Source organism: Pseudomonas sp. WOUb67, from assembly GCF_050058005.1.
Classification (GTDB): Bacteria; Pseudomonadota; Gammaproteobacteria; order Pseudomonadales; family Pseudomonadaceae; genus Aquipseudomonas; species Aquipseudomonas putida_R.
This window is the reverse complement of the sequence record NZ_CP170112.1, coordinates 1,107,024-1,130,980: the sequence shown is the minus strand read 5'-3', so window position 1 is coordinate 1,130,980 and position 23,957 is coordinate 1,107,024. Positions and strand designations below refer to the sequence as shown.

At 63.5% G+C, this 23,957-nt stretch carries 14 protein-coding genes and 2 pseudogenes; 5 read left to right on the top strand and 11 right to left on the bottom strand.

Translation table 11 applies throughout. The features are described from left to right. Positions 1-89: 89 nt before the first annotated feature. The 4 genes and pseudogenes from ABOC32_RS05015 to ABOC32_RS05000 form a co-directional block, all read left to right on the top strand. Positions 90-1,151: pseudogene (locus tag ABOC32_RS05015) on the top strand (methyl-accepting chemotaxis protein); the annotation flags it as partial. Next, positions 1,134-2,006 carry a methyl-accepting chemotaxis protein gene (locus tag ABOC32_RS05010; protein ID WP_426811568.1) on the top strand — a complete coding sequence of 291 codons (873 nt, stop codon included), beginning with the start codon at positions 1,134-1,136 and terminating at the stop codon, positions 2,004-2,006. The pseudogene ABOC32_RS05015 and the gene ABOC32_RS05010, both read left to right, overlap by 18 nt. A 257-nt stretch (positions 2,007-2,263) precedes the next feature. Next, positions 2,264-3,304, top strand: a pseudogene (locus tag ABOC32_RS05005) (methyl-accepting chemotaxis protein); the annotation flags it as partial. 9 nt (positions 3,305-3,313) lie between these two features. Beyond that, a complete protein-coding gene (locus tag ABOC32_RS05000) occupies positions 3,314-4,207 on the top strand; it encodes a methyl-accepting chemotaxis protein (RefSeq protein WP_426811567.1) in 894 nt (297 codons plus the stop codon). Between the two features lie 121 nt (positions 4,208-4,328). Here ABOC32_RS05000 and ABOC32_RS04995 read toward each other — a convergent pair whose 3' ends face one another. The 7 genes from ABOC32_RS04995 to pip all read right to left on the bottom strand — a co-directional run bounded on the left by ABOC32_RS04995 (position 4,329) and on the right by pip (position 13,106). Further along, positions 4,329-5,063: an amino acid ABC transporter ATP-binding protein gene (locus ABOC32_RS04995; protein ID WP_426811566.1), complete on the bottom strand. Its 735-nt coding sequence runs from the start codon at positions 5,061-5,063 to the stop codon at positions 4,329-4,331. Beyond that, positions 5,056-6,018 (bottom strand): amino acid ABC transporter permease, encoded by a 963-nt coding sequence (locus tag ABOC32_RS04990; RefSeq protein ID WP_043200610.1) that lies wholly within the window; start codon positions 6,016-6,018, stop codon positions 5,056-5,058. The genes ABOC32_RS04995 and ABOC32_RS04990 overlap by 8 nt, the downstream gene beginning before the upstream one ends. Positions 6,019-6,096: 78 nt before the next feature. After that, positions 6,097-6,894 (bottom strand): transporter substrate-binding domain-containing protein, encoded by a 798-nt coding sequence (locus ABOC32_RS04985; RefSeq protein WP_086978686.1) that lies wholly within the window; start codon positions 6,892-6,894, stop codon positions 6,097-6,099. Between the two features lie 237 nt (positions 6,895-7,131). Further along, positions 7,132-9,705 carry a glucans biosynthesis glucosyltransferase MdoH gene (mdoH, locus tag ABOC32_RS04980; RefSeq protein ID WP_426810292.1) on the bottom strand — a complete coding sequence of 858 codons (2,574 nt, stop codon included), beginning with the start codon at positions 9,703-9,705 and terminating at the stop codon, positions 7,132-7,134. Next, positions 9,698-11,437 carry a glucan biosynthesis protein G gene (locus ABOC32_RS04975; RefSeq protein WP_426810291.1) on the bottom strand — a complete coding sequence of 580 codons (1,740 nt, stop codon included), beginning with the start codon at positions 11,435-11,437 and terminating at the stop codon, positions 9,698-9,700. Before ABOC32_RS04975 ends, mdoH begins: the two co-directional genes overlap by 8 nt. Positions 11,438-11,700: 263 nt before the next feature. Further along, positions 11,701-12,138, bottom strand: a complete 438-nt coding sequence (gene dtd / locus ABOC32_RS04970; protein WP_426810290.1) for a D-aminoacyl-tRNA deacylase — start codon at positions 12,136-12,138, stop codon at positions 11,701-11,703. Continuing rightward, the gene (gene pip, locus ABOC32_RS04965) at positions 12,135-13,106 is read right to left on the bottom strand and encodes a prolyl aminopeptidase (RefSeq protein ID WP_016489576.1); all 972 of its coding nucleotides are present in this window, start codon (positions 13,104-13,106) and stop codon (positions 12,135-12,137) included. Before pip ends, dtd begins: the two co-directional genes overlap by 4 nt. Positions 13,107-13,274: 168 nt before the next feature. Here pip and ABOC32_RS04960 point away from each other — a divergent pair, with 168 nt between their 5' ends. Next, positions 13,275-18,767, top strand: a complete 5,493-nt coding sequence (locus tag ABOC32_RS04960) for a dermonecrotic toxin domain-containing protein (RefSeq protein WP_426810289.1) — start codon at positions 13,275-13,277, stop codon at positions 18,765-18,767. A gap of 62 nt (positions 18,768-18,829) precedes the next feature. Here the strand turns inward: ABOC32_RS04960 and hutG are convergent, their stop codons facing one another. The 4 genes from hutG to hutH all read right to left on the bottom strand — a co-directional run bounded on the left by hutG (position 18,830) and on the right by hutH (position 23,952). Next, on the bottom strand, positions 18,830-19,633 hold the full coding sequence (gene hutG / locus ABOC32_RS04955) for an N-formylglutamate deformylase (RefSeq protein ID WP_426810288.1): 804 nt from the start codon (positions 19,631-19,633) through the stop codon (positions 18,830-18,832). A 10-nt stretch (positions 19,634-19,643) separates the two neighbouring features. Then, positions 19,644-20,849: an imidazolonepropionase gene (gene hutI, locus ABOC32_RS04950; protein WP_426810287.1), complete on the bottom strand. Its 1,206-nt coding sequence runs from the start codon at positions 20,847-20,849 to the stop codon at positions 19,644-19,646. 15 nt (positions 20,850-20,864) lie between these two features. Beyond that, positions 20,865-22,268 (bottom strand): amino acid permease, encoded by a 1,404-nt coding sequence (locus tag ABOC32_RS04945; RefSeq protein ID WP_234226591.1) that lies wholly within the window; start codon positions 22,266-22,268, stop codon positions 20,865-20,867. A gap of 151 nt (positions 22,269-22,419) precedes the next feature. Next, a complete protein-coding gene (hutH, locus tag ABOC32_RS04940; RefSeq protein WP_426810286.1) occupies positions 22,420-23,952 on the bottom strand; it encodes a histidine ammonia-lyase in 1,533 nt (510 codons plus the stop codon). Positions 23,953-23,957 lie beyond the last annotated feature (5 nt).

Sequence of the window (23,957 nt, the reverse complement as noted above, 5' to 3'; positions counted from 1 at the left end):
TTTCTCGCCCATCAAGTTTCCTTCTCCGGGGCCGATGGCCTTGGCAACACAACAATTATTTGTGCTGCCAAGCCGCCCGGGAGTCGTACATGTATCAATGGTTAGCCCAATCGCTGGGCAATGTGAGCGTCAATCGCAAACTGGGGCTGGGTTTCGGCCTGGTGCTGCTGTTGACCCTGGCTATTACCCTGGCCGGCTGGCACGGCATGGACAGCATCATCGACCGTGGCGACAAGCTGGGTAACATCTCGGTCATCCAGCAGTACACCCAGGAACTGCGCATTGCCCGCCAGCATTACGAGCGCCGCAGTGATGACGCGTCGGTGGCCGAGCTGGAAAAAGCCCTGGCCAACCTCGACCGCCAGGTACAACTGATGCTGGGGCAGATCGAACACCCCGCCGACCGCCAGCGCCTGGAGCAGCAGCGCGAGGCCGTGCGCATTTACCAACAGGCATTCAACGAGCTCAAGCAGGCCGGCCAGCGCCGCGAGGCCAGCCGTAGCGTGCTCGGCGACAGCGCCGACAAGGCTGCAGAGCTGATCGGCCGCGTGCAGCGGGGCCTGCTGCAAGGTGGCGATATCAACCAGTACCAGCACGCGGTAGACGTCAGCGCCCTGCTGCAACAAGCGCGTTTCCAGGTGCGTGGCTACACCTACAGCGGCAATGCCGAGTTCCAGCAAACGGCGCTGAAAGCCATCGACCAGGCCCTGGCCGAGCTGCGCGCACTGCCGGCCAAAGTGCCGGCCGAACATGCCGCCGGTCTCGACGATGCTGCCACCGCCATGGGCGGCTACCGCGATGCGGTCACTCAGTTCGGCAATGCCCAGGCCGCCAGCGAGCAGGCCCTGCAGCACATGGCCGAGCAAGGCACGCTGTTGCTACAAACCAGCCAGGCGATGACCACTTCGCAAACCGAGGTACGGGATGCCGGTGCGGCCCAAGCCAAGACCCTGCTCGCTGCGGCCACGGTAATGGCCCTGGCCCTCGGCCTGCTGGCCGCCTGGGCCATCACCCGGCAGATCATCATCCCGCTGCGCCAGACCTTGCGTGCCGCCGAGCGTGTCGCCAATGGCGACCTGACCCAGAGCCTGCCGGTGCAGCGCCGCGACGAGCTGGGCCAGCTGCAGGCCAGCATGCAGCGCATGACCCAGGGCCTGCGCGAGCTGATCGGCGGTATCGGCGACGGGGTAACGCAGATCGCCAGCGCCGCCGAAGAGCTGTCGGCCGTCACCGAGCAGACCAGTGCCGGGGTCAACAACCAGAAGGTCGAGACCGACCAGGTGGCGACCGCCATGAACCAGATGACCGCCACCGTGCACGAGGTAGCCCGTAACGCCGAGCAGGCCTCGGAAGCCGCATTGATGGCCGACCAGCAAGCCCGCGAAGGCGACCGGGTGGTGGGCGAGGCTGTGACGCAGATCGAGCGCCTGGCCGGCGAAGTGGTCAACTCCAGCGAAGCGATGAACCAGCTCAAGGCCGAAAGCGACAAGATCGGCAGCGTGCTCGACGTGATCAAGTCGGTGGCACAGCAAACCAACCTGCTGGCCCTGAACGCTGCCATCGAAGCCGCCCGCGCCGGTGAGGCCGGGCGTGGCTTTGCCGTGGTGGCCGACGAAGTACGCAGCCTGGCCCAGCGCACCCAGCAGTCGACCGAAGAAATCGAAGAGCTGATTGCCGGCCTGCAAAGCGGCACCCAGCGGGTGGCCAGCGTGATGGACAACAGCCGCCAGCTGACCGACAGCAGCGTCGAACTGACCCGCCGTGCCGGCAGTTCGTTGGAGACCATTACCCGCACCGTGTCGTCGATCCAGGCGATGAACCAGCAGATTGCCACGGCAGCCGAGGAACAGACAGCCGTGGCCGAAGAGATCAACCGTAGCGTGATGAATGTGCGGGATATTTCTGACCAGACGTCGGCAGCCAGCGAAGAGACGGCCAGTTCGAGCGTGGAGCTGGCGCGGCTGGGGACCCACCTGCAAGGGTTGGTGGGGCGGTTCAAACTTTGATCTGATTAGTTGCCAGGACTGGCCTCTTCGCGGGTAAACCCGCTCCCACAGGTATCGCGCAGGCTTCGAAGGTTGCGCATTACCTGTGGGAGCGGGTTTACCCGCGAAGAGGCCAGTGCAGGCAGAACCATCCTACGGTTCGCAGCGAAATTTCCTACCTGATTTTCAGGTCAAGTCCTACAGCTCCGCTGCCGATTGGCAGAGGTGATGCCAGCAATGCGCTTGCATCCCCTTTCTCGAATGGACGGAGACTCACCATGCTCGGTTACCTCAACCGCAAGCTCGGCAACATCAGTGTCGCTGCCAAGCTCGCCCTCGGCTTTGCCGTGGTCCTGCTGCTTACCCTGGCCACCACCCTCAGCGGCTGGCGCGCACTGGATGACGCCACTACTCGCTCGGAACAGCTCAGCGACATCGAAGCGATAAACGGTCTTGCCAAAGACCTGCGAGCAGAACGCATCACCTATCGCGTGCTCAGCGACGACAACAGCAAGGCGCGTGTTCTGCAGGTCCTGCAACAGCTGCAAGGCTTGATAACCCTTTTACAGCAACGCAGCAACGTTGATGAGTCGCGCCAATTACTGACTCAGAACCTGCAGTTGCTGCAACGCCTGCACGACGACTTCAGCGAATTGCAGCGCACCGTCGCCAGCCGTACCGCCCTGCGCGAAGCCATGCAGTTTCAGGAAGAAAAACTGAACGACGTCATCGATGACCTGCAGACCCAAGCCTTGTTGAAAATGTCGGCCGAGGGTCGACAAAGCAATGCGCTTGGCGTTATGGAAACCCTCAGCCGACATGTCGATGGCGCCAACCAGCAAAGCCTGATGCCAGCCTATACATTCACCAACGTAGAGGACTTCGCCAAGGTGGGCGACAGCGCGCTGAATGCTGGTGAAACCAGCCTTGCGCTACTGCTCGAAGACCTTGCACCGCTGGGTTTGCCACGTGCTCTGACCGAGCAGCCGGGTGTCGAACTGGCCAAGTACCGAACCAGCCTGGACCAGTACCGCCGCGCCGCCGTGCGCGCCGAACAATTACAAATCAGCATGGAGAAAATGGGCGATGAGCTGGCGGCTGCAAGTGTCGAGCTGGGCGAGCGCACGGTCGAGCAACGCGACAGGGAAGCCTTGGCAGCCCGTTCGTTGCTGAGCGGTGTGGCGCTATTGGCGTTGGCAGTAGGTGTATTGGCCGCCTGGGTGATCACCGTTCAGATCACCCAGCCCTTGCGGCACACGCTGACGGTGGCCGCACGCATCGCCAAGGGCGACTTGAGCCAAGTGGACACCGTGCAGCGGCGTGACGAAATGGGCAAGTTGCAAAACAGCATGCGCGAAATGACCTTGAGCCTGCGCGAGCTGATCGGGGGCATCGACCAAGGCGTCGGCCAATTGTCGCAGGCAGCCACAGAGCTGGCAGCGAGTAGCGAAGACACCAGGCTGCGCATCACTCAGCAGCGCGAGGAAACCGACCAGGTGGCCACCGCCATGAACCAGATGAGCGCCACCGTTCAGGAAGTGGCACAGAACGCCGAGCAGGCCTCACTGGCTGCAACCAACGCAGACCAGCAGGCCCAGGTGGGCGACCAGGTGGTGGCCCAAGCCATCAGCCGCATCGAGCAACTGGCCGGGCAGATGGACAATTGCCTGGCGGCCATGCAGCACCTGGCGGGCGAGAGCCAGCGGATTGGCAGCATCCTCGATGTGATCAAGTCGGTGTCCGAACAAACCAACCTGTTGGCGCTGAACGCGGCCATTGAAGCGGCACGGGCGGGTGAAGCCGGACGCGGCTTTGCCGTGGTGGCCGATGAGGTGCGCGGCCTGGCCCAGCGCACCTCGACGGCGACCGAAGAGATTGGCCAACTGATCGACAGCCTGCACAACGGTACCGACGAAGTGACCCGACTGCTCGATAGCAGCAAGAACCTGACCGAGCAGAGCGTGGAGCTGAGCCGACGCGCGGGGCATGCACTGAGCCAGATCACCGACACAGTGTCGAGCATTCAGGGCATGAACCAGCAGATCGCCACGGCCAGCGAGGAACAGAGCGTGGTGGCCGAGCAAATCAACCGAAGTGTGATCAATGTGCGGGATGTATCGGATCAGACCAGTGCGGCCAGCGAACAGACGGCAGCCTCGAGCGGGGAGCTGGAGCAATTGGGGCAGCAGTTGCGGGGGATGGTCGGGCGGTTCAGCATTTGAAATTGCGGGGGCTGCTTTGCAGCCCAATCGCCGGCAAGCCAGCTCCCACAAAAAACAGGTCGGCGCCATCCCTGTGGGAGCTGGCTTGCCGGCGATTGGGGCGCGAAGCGCCCCCGCCTTTTTACAGCACCTGGCGCAGGAACGCCTGCGCGCGCGGGTCCTTCGGCGCATCGAAGAACGCCCCTGGGGCGGCGTCTTCCAGCAGCTTGCCATGGTCGAAGAACAGTACCCGGTCCGCGACTTCGCGAGCAAAGCCCATTTCATGGGTGACGCAGACCATGGTCATGCCTTCCTGGGCCAGGGTCTTCATAACGTCCAGCACCTCGCCGACCATTTCCGGGTCAAGCGCCGAGGTCGGCTCGTCGAACAGCATCACTTTCGGGTCCATGGCCAGGGCCCGGGCAATCGCCACGCGCTGCTGCTGGCCGCCGGACAGGCGCGACGGGTACTCGTTGGCTTTCTGCGAAATACCCACCTTCTCCAGCAACGCCAGGGCCTTGGCTTCACGCTCGGCCTTGTTGCGCTTGCGCACCACCTTCTGCGCCAGGCACAGGTTTTCCAGCACGGTCATGTGCGGGAACAGGTTGAAGTGCTGGAACACCATGCCGACTTCGCGGCGGTAGGCGTTGATGTCGGTCTTCGGGTCGGCCAGTTGCAGGCCGTCGATAGCCACATGGCCTTCGTCGAAATGCTCCAGGCCGTTGAGGCAGCGCAGGAAGGTCGACTTGCCCGAACCCGATGGGCCGAGCACCACCACCACTTCGCCCTTGGCGACCTGGGTGGTGACGTTATCCACAGCCCGTACCACTTGGCCACGGGTGTCGAAGACTTTCAGCAGGTCACGGACTTCAATCACTTTGCGCAAGCCTCCGCTCGAGCCGGCTGGCAATGTGCGACAGCGGCAGGTTGATCAGCAGGTACAGGCCTGCCACGCAGAACCAGATTTCGAAGGTAGAGAACGAGGTGGTGATGGCCTCACGGCCGCTCTTGGTCAGTTCGGTAATGGCGATCACCGAGACCAGCGAGGTGTCCTTGACCAGGCTGATGAACTGGCCAGCCAGTGGCGGCAGCACACGTTTGAACGCCTGCGGCAGGATCACGTGGCGCATCGACTGGCCAGCGTTCAGGCCCAGCGAGCGGGCGGCTTCGTTCTGGCCCTTGGTGATGGACTGCACGCCAGCACGGACGATTTCAGCCACGTAGGCGCCCGTGAACAGTGCCAGCGCTGCCACCCCGGCGAACTCGCGGGACAGGTTGAGCACGGTGCCAATGAAAAAGTAGAAGATGAAGATCTGCACCAGCAGCGGCGTGCCACGTACCAGCTCGACATAGACGGTCGACAGGTCACGCAGGGTCGGGTTGCTGGACAACCGGCACAAGCCCGCGAACAGGCCGATGACCAGGCCCAGTGCACCGGACACCACCGACAGCCACAATGTGGTCCACAGGCCCCAGGCCAGCGGGCCGGCTGCCCAGTGGCGGGTGACGCCAATCTGGTCGCCTTCGGCCACATCGTCGCCGCGGCTGAGTTGCAGGCTGTCCTTGGCCACGTCGAGCACCTGCTCGTCACCTTGCTCGTCCTTCAGCGTGACGCGAGCGTTATCGCCGGCAATGACGATCTCCTGCACGGTGCCATAACCGGCAGCGCGCTGAACGTCTTCGGCCTTGTAGGCGAAGTACTGCGGTACGCGGTTCCAGCGCCACTCGTAGGACATCATCGAGGTGGCCATGTACAGGCTGATCGCCAGGCCGACCAGCACCAGGGCGGTCAGCCCGTGCCAGGGCCACTGGGCTTTCTTGTGTTTGATCACGTGGGGTACTTCCGTAAATGCGAACGCGCAGGGTTTGCCTGCGCGTCGGGGTCAAAAGCCGGGCTTGTGGCCTGGGCCTTATTCCATGTCCTTCAGCCAGTCTTTGTTCTTGAACCACTTGTCGTGAATACGATCGTAGGTCCCGTCGTGCTTGATCTGGTGCAGGAAGTTGTTGATGAAGTTGATGCTGTCGTAGTCGCCTTTCTTCAGGCCGAAGGCCAGCGGCTCGTAGGTGAAGGGTTCTTCGAGGAACAGCAGCTTGCCGGCACCGGCCTTCTCCACGGCTACCACGTTGTATGGGGCGTCGTAGACGAAGGCGTCAGCCTTGCCGTTGACCACGTCCATTACCGCTTCCTGTTCGTTGTCGTAGCCGTGGTACTTGGCTTTGCCGATCAGCTTCTTGGAGACCATTTCGCCGGTGGTGCCCAGCTTGGAGGTCAGGCGGTACTTCTCGTTGTTGAGGTCTTTGTACGACTTGATCTCGCCCGCCAGTTCCTTGCGGATCAGCAGGGTCTGGCCAACCACGATGAAGGGTTCGCTGAAGTTCAGGCGCAGGTTGCGTTCCTGGGTCAGGGTCATGCCGCTGCCGATCATGTCGAACTTGTCGGTCAGCAGGGCCGGGATGATGCCGTCGTAAGCCGTGGAGACTGCCTCGAACTTGACGCCCATGGACTTGGCCATGGCCTTGAGAATGTCGACTTCGAAGCCGATGATCTCGCCACGCTTGTTGGTCATCTGGAACGGCATGTAGGTCGGGTCCATGCCCACCTTCAGGGTGCCGCGCTTGACCGCGTCATCGATGGCGCCTGCCTGGGCCGCAGTTACAGCGACCAGGGCGGTTACACCGACCAGCAGTCGCGAAAGGTATTTCTTGATCATCACCAAGTCCCCTAGCAAGAAAAGTAGCGAATCTTATTGTGTTGGCACGGCCGTGCTGGCCGAGGCGTCGTATCGGAATGGGATGCTAACGCATGGCGGCTCGGGGACCTAGCGCCGGGGGGGACTTTGTTGGCCAAAATCGGTATGGGCCCTGAAAAGCTTCGCGGGTAAACCCGCTCCCACAGGGACTGTGTATAGCCCTGTGGGAGCGGGTTTACCCGCGAAGAGGCCCGATCAGGCGCCGACGAGTGCCGGTTGGCCTTCGTTCTCTGGGTGCAGCGGCAACAGCGGCGAGTGCGGGTCGTTCTTGATGGAAGCGCGCCACACATCGATCCACGCCGCGTTGTGCTCTGCCCACACCTGCTCGTGCAGGCGGGCCAGCGCCACCGGGTCGCTGAGCAGGGCCAGGCGGGTGTTCAGGTCCAGCCCTTTCGGCCCGACTTCCATGGCCTTGGCCACGCGCTCGGCACGCAGCGCTTCGATCGGCGCCGCCTGGCCATGACGGGCAGTGGCCATGGCGCAAGCCAGGGCGTTCTGCCGTGGGTCGACCACCGCCCGCACGAAGCCGTCATGCAGGGCATGCCAGCGGTTTTCGTGGGTGTACTGGTCGGTAGCCAGCAGCTCTTGCGGGGTGGCGTATTCCTCGGGGATGAGGAACAGCTTCTCGTCCTTGGCTGCCAGGCCCAGGCGGGTGCGGCTGGAGATCACCGACACCGGGATCGACAGCATCAGCGAGCCAACGATTGGCGCCAGCCACCACAGGAAGGCCGGGTTCAGCCAGGCCACCAACCCGGCCCAGGCAATGCCCAGCAGGGTTTGCGGGCCATGGCGGCGCACAGCCTCGCTCCACGGCGTGGAGTCGTCGTCACGCTGCGGCGAGTTCCAGGTCGCCGCCCAGCCGAGGAACGCGGCCAGCACGAAGCGGGTGTGGAAGATCATGCGCACCGGTGCCAGCAGCATGGAGAACAGCATCTCCATCAGCATCGACAGGGTGACCTTGACCCGCCCGCCAAACTCGACGGCGCCCTTGGCCCAGATCAGGATGATGCTGAGCAGCTTGGGCAGGAACAGCAGCACGATGGTGGTGGAGAACAGCGCCACGGCCTTCTCCGGGTGCCACTGCGGCCATAGCGGGTAGAGCTGGTACGGTTCGATGAAGTATTGCGGCTCCATCAGGGTGTTGGTCGCCAGCAACGCCGTCGACAGCACCAGGAACAGGAACCACAGCGGCGCCGACAGGTACGACATCACCCCGGTAAGGAACACCGCACGGTGCACCGGGTGCATGCCCTTGACCAGGAACAGGCGGAAGTTCATCAGGTTGCCGTGGCACCAGCGACGGTCGCGCTTGAGCTCGTCCAGCAGGTTGGGCGGCAGCTCTTCGTAGCTGCCCGGCAGGTCGTAGGCGATCCACACGCCCCAGCCGGCACGGCGCATCAGCGCAGCTTCGACGAAGTCGTGGGAAAGGATTGCACCGGCGAACGCGCCCTTGCCCGGCAACGGCGCCAGGGCGCAGTGCTCGATGAACGGCTTCATGCGGATGATCGCGTTGTGGCCCCAGTAGTGCGACTCGCCCAGCTGCCAGAAGTGCAGGCCGGCAGTGAACAGCGGGCCGTACACGCGGGTGGCAAACTGCTGCATGCGTGCATACAGGGTGTCCATGCCCGAGGCTTTCGGCCCGGTCTGGATGATGCCGGCGTCCGGGTTGGCCTCCATCAGGCGCACCAGGCTGCTCAGGCACTCGCCGCTCATGACGCTGTCTGCGTCGAGCACGACCATGTACTTGTACTCGCCACCCCAGCGACGGCAGAAGTCGTCGAGGTTGCCGCTCTTGCGCTTCACCCGGCGCCGACGGCGGCGGTAGAAGATGCGGCCAAAGCCCTTGGTTTCGCGGCACACGTCCAGCCAGGCCTGTTGTTCGGCCACGGCGATGTCGGTGTCGTTGGTGTCGCTGAGCACAAAGAAGTCGAAACGGTCGAGGTTGCCGCTGGCGGCCACCGACTCGAACGTTGCGCGCAGGCCGGCAAACACGCGCGGCACGTCTTCGTTGCAGATCGGCATCACCAGCGCGGTACGCGCCTCGGGTGCAATCGGCTCGTTACCGGCGCTGCTGCCCGAAATCTTGTATTTGTCACGCCCGGTGAGCAGCTCGAGGAAGCCCATCAGTGCCGTCCAGAAGCCCGCCGACACCCAGCAGAACAGGATGCCGAAGAGGATCAGGATGGAGGTTTGCAAGGCATACGGCCACACCTGCACGACGGTATCCCACAGCGACTGGCTGAGGATTTCGTCGAGGTCGACGAACGACCAGCCCTGGTACGGCAGGATGCCCTTCATGTACCAACCGGCGACGATGGTCTGGCCGATCATCAGGGTCAGCAGGATGTAACGGCGGATCGAGCCAACCGTGCGCCAGCGTGCCGGCGGCAGCTCGCGCTTGGGTGGCTGCGGCGCGTTGGGGCGACCGGTCATTCGCCGCCACATGCGGATCAGCACGTTGGTGCGCCAAGGCTCAGGCACGACTTTGGTGCGCTTGATCGGTGGGGCGATCTTCAGGCACAGGCGGCCGCTGCCGTCGACGCCGAGCATTTCGGCATCTTCCAGTTCGGCGGCGCTGCCCACGGTGAGGCGCGGGCCCACCGAGGCCTGCACGGCCTCGGCAGCGTCGGCGGCCGGGTTGGCCGCCAAGCGTTGGTGCAGCTCACTGAATGACGTGCAGCTGGCGAGTTCCGCCCGTTGCTCGTCGCTCAGTGGTAGGTGAGCCAGGTACTCGCCAAGCGATACTGGCCTTGCGTTTGAGTTACTCATCGGCAGGCAACTGATAGCTCCAGGTCTCGGTCAGCACTTTCTCGGTGGTGGCCGGGGTCCCGTTGGTGGGCGCCGCATCGGCGGCAGGTTGTTCGGCCTTGGCAGGTTGCTCAGCCTTGACGGCTTTCTCGGCCTTGGCATGCTTGGCTGCGGCCTTGTCCTGCTTGGCGTCCTGGGCAGGCTTGGCGGGCTCGACCGGCACATCACGCACCAGCGCGGCACGCATGCCGGTGGATTTGTTGGCTTCCTTGACCTTCAGGCGCAGGGTCAGGCGCCAGCCCTTGGTCTCAGGGTTATAGCGCAGATTGTTCTCGACCACCTCGGCGTTGTCGTCAACGCTGATCTGGCTGCGCACTGCGGCGTCTTCCGGCAATGCGGCCAGGGCCGGGCCGGCGAAGTCGACCAGGAAGGCCACGCTGCCGTCTGGCTGGCGGATCAGGTTGGACTGTTTGACGTCGCCGGTGGAACGCAGGGTCTGCTTGACCGAGCCCAGATCAGGCGCCTGGAACTTCGCTTCGTCGATGGTCCAGTGCAGGCGGTAGGCGTACTCGATCGGCTTGCCTGCCTCCGGCAGCTTCTCCGGGCTCCAGAAGGCCACGATGTTGTCGTTGGTCTCGTCGGCAGTCGGGATTTCGACCAGGTCGACGGTGCCCTTGCCCCAGTCACCCTTCGGCTCGATCCAGGCGCTTGGGCGCTTCTGGTAGTTGTCGTCGAGGTCTTCATAGTCGCTGAAGGCGCGCTGGCGCTGCATCAGGCCGAAACCACGCGGGTTCTCGACGCTGAAGTTGCTCACGGCCAGGTGTTTCGGGTTGTTCAGCGGGCGCCACAGCCACTCGCCATTGCCGGCGTGGATCGACAGGCCTTCGGAGTCGTGCAGGGCCGGACGGTAGTTGAGGACCTTGGACGGCTGGTTGGGGCCGAACAGGTACATGCTGGTCAGCGGGGCGATGCCCAGGCGGCTGACCTGGTCACGCAGGAACACGCGGGACTGTACGTCGACCACGGTGTCGTTGCCCGGACGCAGGGTCAGCTTGTAGGCGCCGGTGGAGCGCGGCGAATCCAGCAGGGCGTAGATCACCAGGTGCTTGTCGGCCGGCTTGGGCTTCTCGACCCAGAACTCGGTGAAGCGCGGGAATTCCTCGCCCGACGGCAGCGCGGTGTCAATGGCCAGGCCACGGGCCGACAGGCCATACACATGGCCCTTGCCGACCACGCGGAAGTAGCTGGCACCCAGCAAGGTCATGATCTCGTCTTGCTTGTCCGCCTTGTTGATCGGGTACAGCACACGGAAACCGGCATAACCCAGGTTCTTGGTGGTTTCCGGGTCATGGGGCACGTCACCGAACTCGAAACGGCTCGGGTCGTACTTGATTTCCTCGACCTTGGAAGCGGTGACCTCGTTGATCTTCACCGGGGTGTCGAAGTGCATGCCCTGGTGGTAGAACGACAGCTTGAACGGGGTCTTGTCCTTGGCCCACTCGGCTTTTTCCTGCAGGAAATGAATTTTCTGGTAGTCCGCGAACTTCATGTCGCGGAACACGGCCGGCAGGTTGCTTTTCGGTGCATCGTACTTCTGGCCGGCCAGATCCTTTGCCTTGGCTGCAACATCGTCAAGATTGAATGCCCACAGCTGGCCCGCGCTCATCAGGCCGACCACTGCCACACTGGCCATCAGGGCCTTGCGTAGCCGGATGCCGGGGATTCTTGATGCTTTTTGGGGACTAACAATCACGAGCAACCCTCGCCGAAAACAGATCATGAAACCAACGGCCAGCGACTAATGCCGGGTTGGCGAGCACTGTTCGGACCCCGTGAGGGCGTAATGATTCCCCAAACGGATCCAGACAATGCTCGAGTCAGAGTGAAACGAACCTGCGAACGCAGGTCCATGCAGCGCGCGATTATCCAGCAGGTCGCGTTACAACGCATCAGGCTGGAAGAACTATTTATCGTACAAAACCCCTTGTTTTCCTATAAACAAAGGGTTTTTTGACCTCATATTTGTAACATAAATGTTACGGGGCCATCATTGACCAGATGCACCTGCATGTCCGCGCCGAACTGCCCGCTCGCCACGTCGGCATGCTGGCTCTTCGCTTGCTGCAAAAGATAGTCGAAGATTTCAGCACCGAGGGCCGGCGGCGCTGCCGTCGAGAAGCTCGGGCGCATGCCGTTGCGGGTGTCCGCCGCCAGGGTGAACTGCGACACCAGCAACAAACCACCCCCGACATCCTTGAGCGACAGGTTCATCTTGCCCTGCTCGTCGCTGAACACACGGTAGTTCAGCAGCTTGTGCAACAGCTTATCGGCCTGCTCGCGGGAATCTTCAGGCTCGACGGCCACCAGCACCAGCAAACCCTGGTCGATGGCGCCGACCACCTCCCCCGCGACTTCAACCCGCGCACCGCGCACGCGCTGCAGCAAGCCCCTCATGCTTCTTCCAGGGGCAGGTCGAGCAGGCGGCGGGCCATCTGGTCGGCGGCACGCACCAGGGCATCGGTGATGCCTGGTTCGGACGCGGCGTGGCCGGCGTCGCGGATCACCTTCAGTTCGCTGTTCGGCCAGGCCTGGTGCAGCGCCCAGGCGTTGTCCAGCGGGCAGATCACGTCATAGCGGCCATGCACGATCACCGCTGGCAGGTGGGCGATTTTCGGCAGGTCGCGGATCAGCTGGTCCGGTTCGAGGAAGGCGTTGTTCATGAAGTAGTGGCATTCGATACGGGCAATCGACAGCGCCCGCTGCGGCTCGGAGAAACGGTCGACCACCAGCGGGTTCGGGCGCAGGGTGGCGGTACGGCCCTCCCAGGTAGACCACGCCTTGGCGGCGTGCATCTGGGCAATCTGATCGTTACCGGTGAGGCGCTTGTGGAAGGCCTTGACCAGGTCGCCGCGCTCTTCCGGCGGGATCGGCGCGATGTAGTCCTGCCAGTAGTCGGGGAACAGGCGGCTGGCGCCTTCCTGGTAGAACCACTCGATCTCCTGCGGCCGGCACAGGAAGATACCGCGCAGGATCAGCCCATGCACACGCTCGGGGTGAGTCTGGGCGTAGGCCAGGGCCAGGGTCGAGCCCCACGAGCCGCCGAACAGCACCCATTTGTCGATGCCAAGGTGCTCGCGAATGCGCTCCAGGTCCTCGACCAGGTGCCAGGTGGTGTTGTTCTCCAGGCTCGCATGGGGCGTGGAGCGACCACAGCCGCGCTGGTCGAAGGTGATGATGCGGTACAGGTTGGGGTCAAAGTAGCAACGGCTCTGGGCGTCGCAGCCAGCACCCGGGCCGCCGTGGATGAATACCACGGGCAGACCTTCCGGCGAGCCGCTTTCGTCGACATACAGCACATGCGGCGCTTCCACGGCCAGATCGTGCCGGGCGTAGGGTTTGATCTGCGGGTAGAGGGTCTGCATTGCGCACTCCGTGTGAGGATATTGACTGCCGTTGGGCATCATAAACCTGAATTGCGCTTTGAGCACCGTCCTCTAGGACACGGCTGCAAGCCGGGCACACATATTTACCTCCAGCGCGCCAGCCAGACCCCCGATAGTCCCTTGCCCCATACCTAGCAAGGGCCCGCCATGCCAACCTCAGCCACCACTTCGCCCGGTGTTCATTACACCACCATCGAGCGCAAGATCCCCAGCTGGCTCAAGCACGCCCCGCCAGAGACTCATCGCGCCCTGCGCAACGGGCAGCAGGCCCCAACCTGGCTGGCCACAGCGATCCAGCGGCTACCGAACATCGCCAAGGCGTGGCAGGAAGAACATGCCCGTCACCGCGAACACCAGGCACAGGTGCAGAAACTGTTCGAACAGCTACCCGACCTGCAAGCCTACGCGGCCCAGACCCTGACTGAAGCCATCAAGCAGCGATTCGGCCTCGACCTGGATGTGCACAACACCTACCTGGTCGATGCCCGCCTGATCGACATGGCCCACACAAGCGACGCGCGCATGGCCGTGAACCAGGCGAGCCGCTCACTGCTGCACAGTGCCCTGCACAACTTCGACCAGGACGCCGTTGCCGAGCATGGCATGGATGCGCCCGAGGCGCTGTTGAAGAAGTCCGTCATCCTCGATCATCGGCGCTTCATGGGTACCGTCCCCATCACCAACGCAGTGGATATCCGCGCCGAAGACTTCGCCGACCTGTGCCGCACGCTGGACATCGGTGGCAAGTACCATGAACGGGTGCATGCGATCTATTACCCGGCGGCCACGGCGCAGCGCAGCGCCGATGAAGCCAGATTGTCCGTGTACCAGGCCTTGGGCCAAGCGGAAGTCTCGGCCTTCCGGCAGTCTTTGCATTTCGCCCGCCTCAAAGGCGATATCGGTGAAACGCTGTACACCGCAGCACTCGCCGTCCCGGTTGACCAGCCGCTATCGGCAACCTCGCCCGTGACGTTCAGCTACCTCGGCTTATGGGAAGCCGAGCTGACCGGGGTTGTGCTGATTTCCGTGCAAGCCGAAGGGCATCAGGCCGTGGCCTTGTATATCCCGGAGGACAGCGCCGAGCCCCTCAAGGAATTTACAACCCTGGAGGCCTTGCAGGCCGACTTGCGCGACAGGCTCCAGGCCAACATCAGTTACCTGGACAAACACATCGCCGACCGTGACAAGCCGTCGACGATCACCCGTCTCAAGGACCGGCTCACGCCCATCGCGTGGAGTGTTCGCGGGGTACGTGAGCGTGTTCCTGACCCGCATGCCACCCTGTATCCGGTTGAAACGCCATTTAGCCACGCGTTCCAGGGCGTCATGGCCTTCCAGAAAGCCGAACGGCATGAAAAGGATGTTCTGTTCAACGCAACCCCGACTGAAATCGTCGACCGGCGCACCGCCCAGGCTCACCGGGAATTGATCGCCGGTCGCGTGCTGACGGCCCTGAACATCGCCGGTTTTTTCGTGCCTGGGCTGGGCGAGTTGATGCTTGCCGTCTGCGTGACCCAACTAGCTCACGAGGTATACGAAGGCATCGAGGCCTGGAAGAACGACGAGCGCGACATAGCTTTCACCTACATGGTCGATGTCATTGAGAACGTGGCAATCATGGCCGCTTTGGCCGCAGCAGCCAAAGCGGTGAGAAACGCAGAAGGCAGCGAAGCAGCCGGTGCGCTGGAAGAGCCCGAGGTAGAACATATTGCTGTGCCAACCCCCTCCTTCATCGAAGAGCTGGTGGAGGTCGAGCTACCGGATGGCAGCACGCGCCTGTGGAACCAGGACCTGACCCCCTTCGAACAAGACGTCACGCTCCCCTCACAGGCCAGCCCGGATGAGCTAGGGCTGTACCGCCACAATGGCAAGATCTGGCTACGCCTCGAAGGCAAGGCCTTCTCACTCAAATGGAATGCCGACACCGGCACCTACAGCATCGAGCACCCCGGCAAAACAGGCGGTTATGAGCCACCACTGCGGCACAATGGCGCCGGGGCCTGGCTGCAGGTAACAGACAAGCCGCTGAGCTGGTCGGGCATGGCACTGCTGCGCCGCATCGGTCACTTGAATGCCCACTTCGACGAACCGACGCTGCAACGGATACTTGCCGTCAGCGACACCCACGAAGACGTACTGCGCCGGGCCTTGGCCGAGAACCAGCGGCTGCCGGCCTTGCTGGAAGACACGCTGCAACGCTTCAAGCTGGACGAAACGATCCGCCGGTTGCCGGACGCAGGCAGCTGGCCCGCCGAGTTTTCCCGGGCTTACGCCCGCCTTTCGAGCGAACTGTCGCCGGAAGCTGAGGCCATACGGCGGGTGTACCCGAACCTGCCAGTCGCCATAATCGCTGAGCTGGAGCGCGGCGCCAGCGCCAGCGAACGGCAAATGCTCGGCAGCGGCAAAGTGCCCATACGCCTTGGCGAGGAGATCCGCGTCTACCAGCAACACATCCGCCTTGCTCGCGCCCGCGAAGGGATATACCTGTCGTGCGTACCAAGCTGGGACAGCGACCGCCTGATCATGCACACGCTTGAACGCCTGCCAGGCTGGCCCGCCGAAACAAAACTGCAGGTGCTCCAGCGCATGTCCTGGCCTGCGCAGGCGCAGGGTATCGGCCCGCAGGACACGCGCCCCTACCCGACCATCACCCATGCCGGGGCAGGCTACATCGTCCACGATGAAAGCCGCCCCAGTGCAGCGGTAACAGCGTACCCAGACCTTTATGCCGCGTTGTACCAGGCACTGCCAGAGGCCATGACGCAGCTGGGCGTCGCAGATCAGCCAGCGCTGAAGCGCCTGGTGCAGGAAAGCCCCCTGCTGCCGCGTTCGGCCATGAGGACGATACTGGGCATGCAGCCGGTGCGCCCCGGCTACCGTTCGCCCATGCGCTTGGCCGATGGGCGCCTGGGCTATCCGCTGAGTGGGGGCGGCCTGACAACACAAGGCGTTACCCGCCAGCACCTGATCGACGCGGTCGAAGCAACAGGGCTCGTCGCACATACCGGGCTGTCGGCGGACCAGGTACTGCTTTCGCTGGCCAGTCGCGGCCGTACGCAGTTGCAGATACTCGAACATGTGCAGGGGCTGCTGGAGCAGCGCAGCGAACTGCAAAGCAGGCTGGCAGACTGGAGCGAGGGCATTTCACCTGAAACAGAGCAGGCTGCACGCGACTACAACGCCCTGCGCGAGTCGATCATGCAACACTGGTATGACACCGCCCTGGCGGATGGCACCCAGCACACGGCCGAGCTGCGTATTACCCACGTCCCCTTGGCCGATATCCCCCTCACCCTGCCCGATTTTTTCAACATTCGCGTGCGCAGCCTGAGCCTGCTCGACCTACCGTCAGGCAGCCTCTCCGGCTGGGCACAGCACGAACGCTTGCTGCAACGCCTGCTCAGGCAGATGCCGCAGCTCGAATCACTGGAAATCAGCCGGCCATACAACCCCAGGTCCACACCTTCTCTCTTTCTGCTCAGTGTCCCTTCCATCACCCAGATCCTGCCCGAGCTGCAACGGCTGGTGCTCAACAACCAGAACCTGCCGCTCTCCGAAAACGACCTCAACCTGTTGGCGGAGCTTCGCCAGTTGAGGTACCTGGACCTGAGTGGCAATCGCCTGGCCCAGAACAACAGCCCCAGCTTCCATGAACTGTCCCTGGATTTCCTGGGCCTGGATCACATGCAACTGGCGCAGTGGCCGATCGGGATTGGCAGTGATGCCCTGGGGCGTATCGCCCACCTGTCCATGCGCAACAACAACCTCAGGTCATTGCCATCGTTCCTGCTCAATGAAGCCGACGCACTGCCCAACCCGACGGTAATCGCACTGGAAGGCAACCCTGTCAACGAAACCCATTTACAGCGTTTGCTGCTGAACGAGCGGGCCGAGACAGCCGGTATTACCGTGGATGTGCCTGCAGAGCTGACCGGCCGGCTTGCCCGCATTCGCGATGAGCGCCAGCAGATGCGCGACGCCATCGACGGCTGGGCCCAGGCGTCCAGTTCGAGCAACCCGCTGACCCAGGCCGCGCTGGCGGACAGGCAACGTATCCAGGCAGCGATCAGCCAGTTCTGGGAGCAACAGGAGCAGGGCCAGCGATACCTGCGCCTGCAACTGGAGGACGTGGCCGTCGAACAGTTCCCCAGGCGGCTACCACCATTCTTTGAAGAGCGCGTTCAGGCACTCGTCCTGACCCGCACCAGCGGCACCGCGTCGCAACTGGACGAGCTGCTCAGCCGCTTCCCCAATGTCACCCGGTTGACCCTCGATGCACATCAGGCGGCCACGTCCTCGCTGGCGTCTGCCTTGGCACGTCTTCCCCAACTCAACTACCTGGAGTTTCGCAACATGGGCCTGGAAGTCGATCAGGCCATGCTGGAAGCCTTCGCGGGGCTGGAGCACCTGACGTCGCTGGACCTGTCAGGCAACCGCGTAGGTACCATCAGCCAGGTACCCGCACGGTTCGCCAGCAACCTGCAATCACTTGCGCTGACCAACATGAACCTGCAAGCCTGGCCCAGCTGGTGCGACAGCTTGCTGCCGCTGGAACTGCTGGACTTGAGTACCAACAGCATTACCCAATTGCCCGAGCACATTCTCTCGAACCTGAACAATCCCATGCCGATTTCGTCGATCTCGCTGTTCGACAACCCGTTGCCCCTTGAGACCATCCTGCGTGTCCGCGCGTTCTCGGACAGCCAGCACAGTTTTTCCTTCGCGCTGGATATCCCGGACAACCTGATGCTTGTCGATTCTTCGAGCGAAGGATCACTCGATCACCCTCACTTCCCTCTGATGAGCGACGATACGCCCAGGCTCGAAGACTGGATGCTGGGTAACGAGGCCCAGAACGAGGCCTTGCGCGACTGCTGGGAAATGCTCGAAGGCAGTGATCTGCTGCGCCTGGCAGGCCGTTTGCGCAATGCTGCGCCCTATATGGACCCGGCCTCGCAAGCCAGTTTCTGCGAGCGGGTACGCATGGTGCTGGTTGTGGCCGCAAGCAACGAAGCCGAGCGCCCGCTGATGGAGACTATCGCCGCGGCCGCCTTGCCTCACCCTGAAACCGGCTCGCAAACTTGCCACGATGGTGCGCTGCAGGAGTTCAACAATATCGAGTTGTACCTGATGGCGCAGCGCCTGCTGATCGAGGCTGGCGATACCCTGCAAACGCTGCGCAGGCGCCTGTTGCAGCTGTTCAGGGTCGAACAGCTGGAACTGCTGGCCCAGCAGCGATCCGGCTCGGGCGACAGGGTTTCGGTGCGACTGGCTTATCGCCGGGAGCTGGCCAGGGAGCTTGACCTTCCAATGGCCGACAGCATGCGTTTTCGAAGTGCCGCGAATCTGGCACCTGATGAACTGTCGCAGGTGCTGGAAAAAGTCCGCAAAAGTGAACTGGGCGATGCCCTGGTCGACTACATGCTGGCGAACACGGACTGGGTTGCACGCCTGCGAGCCGAGCATGCCGACCGCTTTGCCGAAATAGAGGCGCGCTTCCGCCTGCTGGTACTTGAACTGGCTAACAAGGACCACTCGCTTCAGGAGGAACTGAGACTGCAACAGCAACTACAGACCGATAAGGATCAGGAGCAGCAGGAGCTGTTGCGTGAACTCACGATAGCGCAGATCAACAACTGATTACGCCCTGCAACTGGCGACGCGCATGGCCCGCAGCGCGTCGCCAGCTTCACGGGCGAACTTCAACGCCCGTACCGCTCCCTGCCCCAATCCAGCAGTGCCTGCAAAAGCTGCGTCAATACCTGCTGCGTCGGTTGCGCCAGGTCTTCGCGGTAGGCAAATGGCTCGGTCTCATTCATGTAGGTGCACTGCGCCAGTTCCAGCTGCACCGCATGGATGTGATTGGCCGGGTCGCCGTAAAGCCGGGTAATGTGCCCGCCCTTGAAGCGCCCATTGAGTACATGGCTGTAGTTCCGGGCTTCGGCACAAACGCCCTGCAAACGCTCGGCCAGCACCGGATCGCAGCTGGCGCCATTGAAGGTACCCAGGTTGAAGTCCGGCAACTTGCCATCGAACAGGTGCGGGATGTGCGAGCGGATCGAGTGGGCATCCCACAGCAGGGCATAGCCGAACTGCTCGCGCAACCGGTCCAGTTCGCGACGAAGGGTGCCGTGATACGGGCGCCAGATCTGCTCCAGGTAGCGTTGCCGTTCTTCGCCAGACGGCGCCAGCCCCTCCTTGAACAGCGGCTCGCCTTCGAACAACGTGGCCGGGTACAGGCCCGTGGTGGCGCCGGCGTACAGCGGCTTGTCGTCATCCGGGCGGTTAAGGTCGATGACGAAACGCGAGTACTCCGCGGCTACTACACTGGCGCCCATGCCACGGGCGAAGTCGTACAGCTGCGGGATGTGCCAGTCGGTGTCCGGCAAGCTGCGCGCCTCGTCGACCAGGCCGTCGCGCACGGCGTCGCTCAGGCGCAGGCCGGCGTGCGGCATGCTGATCAGCAGCGGCAGGCGGCCTTGGTGAAAACTCAGTACCTTGTCCATCGTGCCTCGCTCAGTTGGAGATTTCGTGGCCCTTGCGCACCACGCGCTTGGGCAGGTCGCCACCCAGCCAGTAGGCCAGGTCGGCAGGGCGTTCGATTTGCCAGGCGACGAAGTCGGCGACCTTGCCCACTTCCAGCGAGCCGTGGCTGTCGCCCAGGCCCAACGCCGTGGCGGCATGCACGGTAACGCCGGCCAAGGCTTCTTCTGGCGTCATGCGGAAACAGGTGCAGCCCATGTTCAGCATCAGCCGCAGCGACAGCCCTGGCGAAGTGCCGGGGTTGAGGTCGCTGGCCAGGGCAATCTTCACCCCGTGACGGCGCAATGCATCCATGGGCGGCAACTGGGTTTCGCGCAGGAAGTAGAAGGCGCCCGGCAGCAGCACGGCGACCGTGCCGGCTGCGGCCATGGCAATGGCGTCTTCCTCGGTCATGAACTCCAGGTGGTCGGCCGACAGCGCCTGGTAGCGTGCCGCCAGGCTGGAGCCATGCAGCGACGACAGCTGTTCGGCGTGCAGCTTGACCGGCAGGCCCAGCTCATGCGCCTTGATGAACAGCCGCTCTACCTGGGCCGGGGAAAACGCCAGGTGTTCGCAGAACGCATCGACCGCATCCACCAGGCCTTCGGCGGCCAGGGCCGGCAGCATCTCGTCACAGATGTGCGTGATGTAGTCGTCGGCCCGGCCGGCGTACTCCGGCGGCAGGGCGTGCGCGGCCAGGCAGGTGGCGCGCACCGCCAGCGGCAGCTCGTCGGCCAGGCGCCGGGCCACGCGCAGCATCTTGCGCTCATTGGCCAGGTCCAGGCCGTAACCGGACTTGATCTCGAGGGTGGTCACACCATCGCGCATCAGCGCCTGCACCCGCTGGCGGGCACTGGCGAACAGCTCGTCCTCGCTGGCCGCGCGGGTGGCCCGCACGGTGCTGGCGATACCGCCGCCCTGGGCGGCGATGTCGGCGTAGCTGACGCCTTGCAGGCGCTGTTCGAACTCGCCGCTGCGGTTGCCACCGAACACCGCGTGGGTGTGGCAATCGATCAGCCCGGGGGTGACCCAGGCGCCGCCCAGGTCCACCGTGCGGTCAGCGTCGACCGGCGCCAGCTCGGCGCGTGGGCCGATCCATTCGATCAGCCCGGCGCTGGTGACGATGGCCGCGTCTTCGATGGCCGAGTAACGGCCCTCGGCCATGGTTGCCACATGGCAATGCTGCCAGAGGGTTCTCATGCACAATCTCCTTTGCTAGCGGTGCAGCTCGACAGGCTCTGCTACCGGCTGGCCCTGCCCTGCGCGCGGCTTGCACCACAGCAGATAGGACGCCACCAGGAACACCACCCAGACCACGCCGACGATCAATGCCGCCTGGGTGTCCGGGAAGTAGCCGAGCACGCCAAAGATGAACACCATGAACGCAATGGCCATGGCCGGGCCATATGGCCAGAACGGTACCGGGAACTTGAGCTGGGCCACTTCCTCGCGGCTCATGCTGCGGCGCATGGCCACCTGGGTGACAAGGATCATCAACCACACCCACACGGTGGCGAAGGTGGCGATAGACGCGATCAGCAGGAACACGTTTTCCGGGATCAGGTAATTGAGCAGCACGCCGATGAGCAGCGCGGCGCCCATCACCACCACGGTCATCCATGGCACGCCGTGTTTCGACAGCTTGCCGAAACTGCGTGGCGCATGGCCTTGATGGGCCAGGCCATACATCATGCGGCCAGCACCGAAGATGTCACTGTTGATGGCCGAGATCGCGGCAGAGATCACCACCACGTTCAGCACCGCGGCGGCAGAGCCAATCCCCAGATTGCTGAAGATCTGCACGAACGGGCTACCTTCGCTGCCGATCTGCGGCCACGGGTATAGGCACATCAGCACGAACAGGGTGAGCACATAGAACAGCAGGATGCGCAGGGGCACGGCGTTGATTGCCTTGGGGATGACCCGCTGCGGGTCCTTGGCTTCACCGGCGGTCACGCCAATGATCTCGATGCCGCCGAAGGCGAACATCACCACGGCAAAGGAGGCGATCAGCCCGCTTACGCCATTGGGCATGAAGCCACCGTGGTCGAACAGGTTGCTCACACCGACGGCGTGCCCGGTACCCACCTGGCTGAAACCGAAGGCCATGATGCCGAGGCCGGCCAGGATCATCGCGACGATGGCGCCAACCTTGAGCAGCGACAGCCAGAACTCCATCTCGCCGAACACCTTGACGTTGCACAGGTTGAGGCCGCCGATCAGGAAGACGATGCCCAGCACCCAGATCCAGCGGGCGACTTCCGGGAACCAGAAGCCCATGTAGATACCGAAGGCGGTGACATCGGCGATGGCGACAATGACCATCTCGAAGGCGTAGGTCCATCCGAGGATGAAGCCGGCCATGGGGCCGAGGTAGGTGCTGGCGTAGTGGCCGAAGGAGCCGGCCACCGGGTTGTGCACGGCCATTTCGCCGAGGGCGCGCATGACCATGAACACAGCGGCGCCGCCGATCAGGTAAGCCAGCAGCACGGCCGGGCCGGCCATCTGGATGGCTGAGGCGGAGCCGTAGAACAGCCCGGTTCCGATGGCAGAGCCGAGGGCCATGAAACGGATGTGGCGGGCATTTAGCCCGCGCTTGAGACCTTGAGCTTGTTGCATGTCACGTCCTTATTTTTGTTCTGGTCGTGAAATCGAAAGGGGCCGCCTTGCGGCCCATTCGCGGCACAAGGCCGCTCCTACAGGGAATCGCATCGCCTTTGTAGGAGCAGCCTTGTGCTGCGAATGGGCCGCACAGCGGCCCCAGGGGGCATTACAGGCTTGGCAGCACACCTGCCGGCAGCAAACCGGTCAAACTACCCTTGGCCAACAGTTCCACAGCCTTTTCGATGTCCGGCGCGAAGAAACGGTCACGGTCGTAGTGCGCCACTTCGCTGCGCAGCGCCTGGCGGGCTTTCTCCAGCTTGGCCGAGGTCTTCAGGCCTTTGCGCAGGTCCAGGCCCTGGCATGCGCCCAGCCATTCGATGGCCAGTACACCACGGGTGTTTTCGGCCATTTCCCACAGGCGCTTGCCGGCAGCCGGGGCCATCGATACGTGGTCTTCCTGGTTGGCCGAGGTCGGCAGGCTGTCGACGCTGTGCGGGTGCGACAGGGCCTTGTTCTCGCTGGCCAGGGCAGCAGCGGTGACCTGGGCGATCATGAAGCCGGAGTTGACCCCACCGTTTTCCACCAGGAACGGCGGCAGCTGGGACATGTGCTTGTCCATCATCAGCGAGATGCGGCGCTCGCTGAGCGAGCCGATTTCGGCGATGGCCAGGGCCAGGTTGTCGGCGGCCATGGCCACCGGTTCTGCGTGGAAGTTGCCACCGGAAATCACATCACCTTCGGCTGCGAACACCAGCGGGTTGTCCGACACGGCGTTGGCTTCGATGCCCAGCACCTCGGCGGCCTGACGCAGCTGAGTCAGGCAAGCGCCCATGACCTGCGGCTGGCAGCGCAGCGAGTACGGGTCCTGGACCTTGTCGCAGTTTTTGTGCGACAGCGACACTTCGCTGGAATCGCCCAGCAGGTCACGGAAGCAGGCGGCGGTGTCGATCTGGCCGCGCTGGCCACGCGCTTCGTGAATACGCGCATCGAACGGCGAACGCGAACCCAGTACGGCTTCGACGCTCAGGCCGCCACAGGCGATGGCGGCTGCGTACAGGTCTTCGGCATAGAACAGGCCACGCAGGGCATAGGCGGTGGACGCCTGGGTACCGTTGAGCAGGGCCAGGCCCTCTTTGGCAGCCAGGGTCAGCGGTTCGAGGCCGGCAACCGCCAGGGCTTCGGTGGCCGACAGCCATTGGCCCTTGTAGCGGGCTTTGCCTTCGCCCAGCAGTACCAGCGACATGTGCGCCAGCGGCGCCAGGTCACCGGAAGCACCCACCGAGCCTTTCAGCGGGATGTGCGGGTAGACTTCGGCGTTGACCAGGGCGATCAGCGCGTCGATGACTTTGCGGCGAATGCCGGAGAAGCCGCGGCTGAGGCTGTTGATTTTCAGCACCATGATCAACCGCACCAGGTCGTCATCCAGCGGCGCACCGATGCCGGCGGCGTGGGACAGCACCAGCGAGCGCTGCAGGTTTTCCAGGTCGTGGCTGGCGATGCGGGTCGACGCCAGCAGGCCGAAACCGGTGTTGATGCCGTAGGCGGTGCGGTCCTCAGCGATGATTTTCTCGACACAGGCGACGCTGGCGTCGATGGCCGGCGCGGCGCTGGCATCCAGTTGCAGGCGCACGGGGGCGGCGTAGATCGCGCGCAGCTGGGCCAGGGTCAGGGTGCCGGGCTTGAGGGTGAGTTCGGTCACGTTAC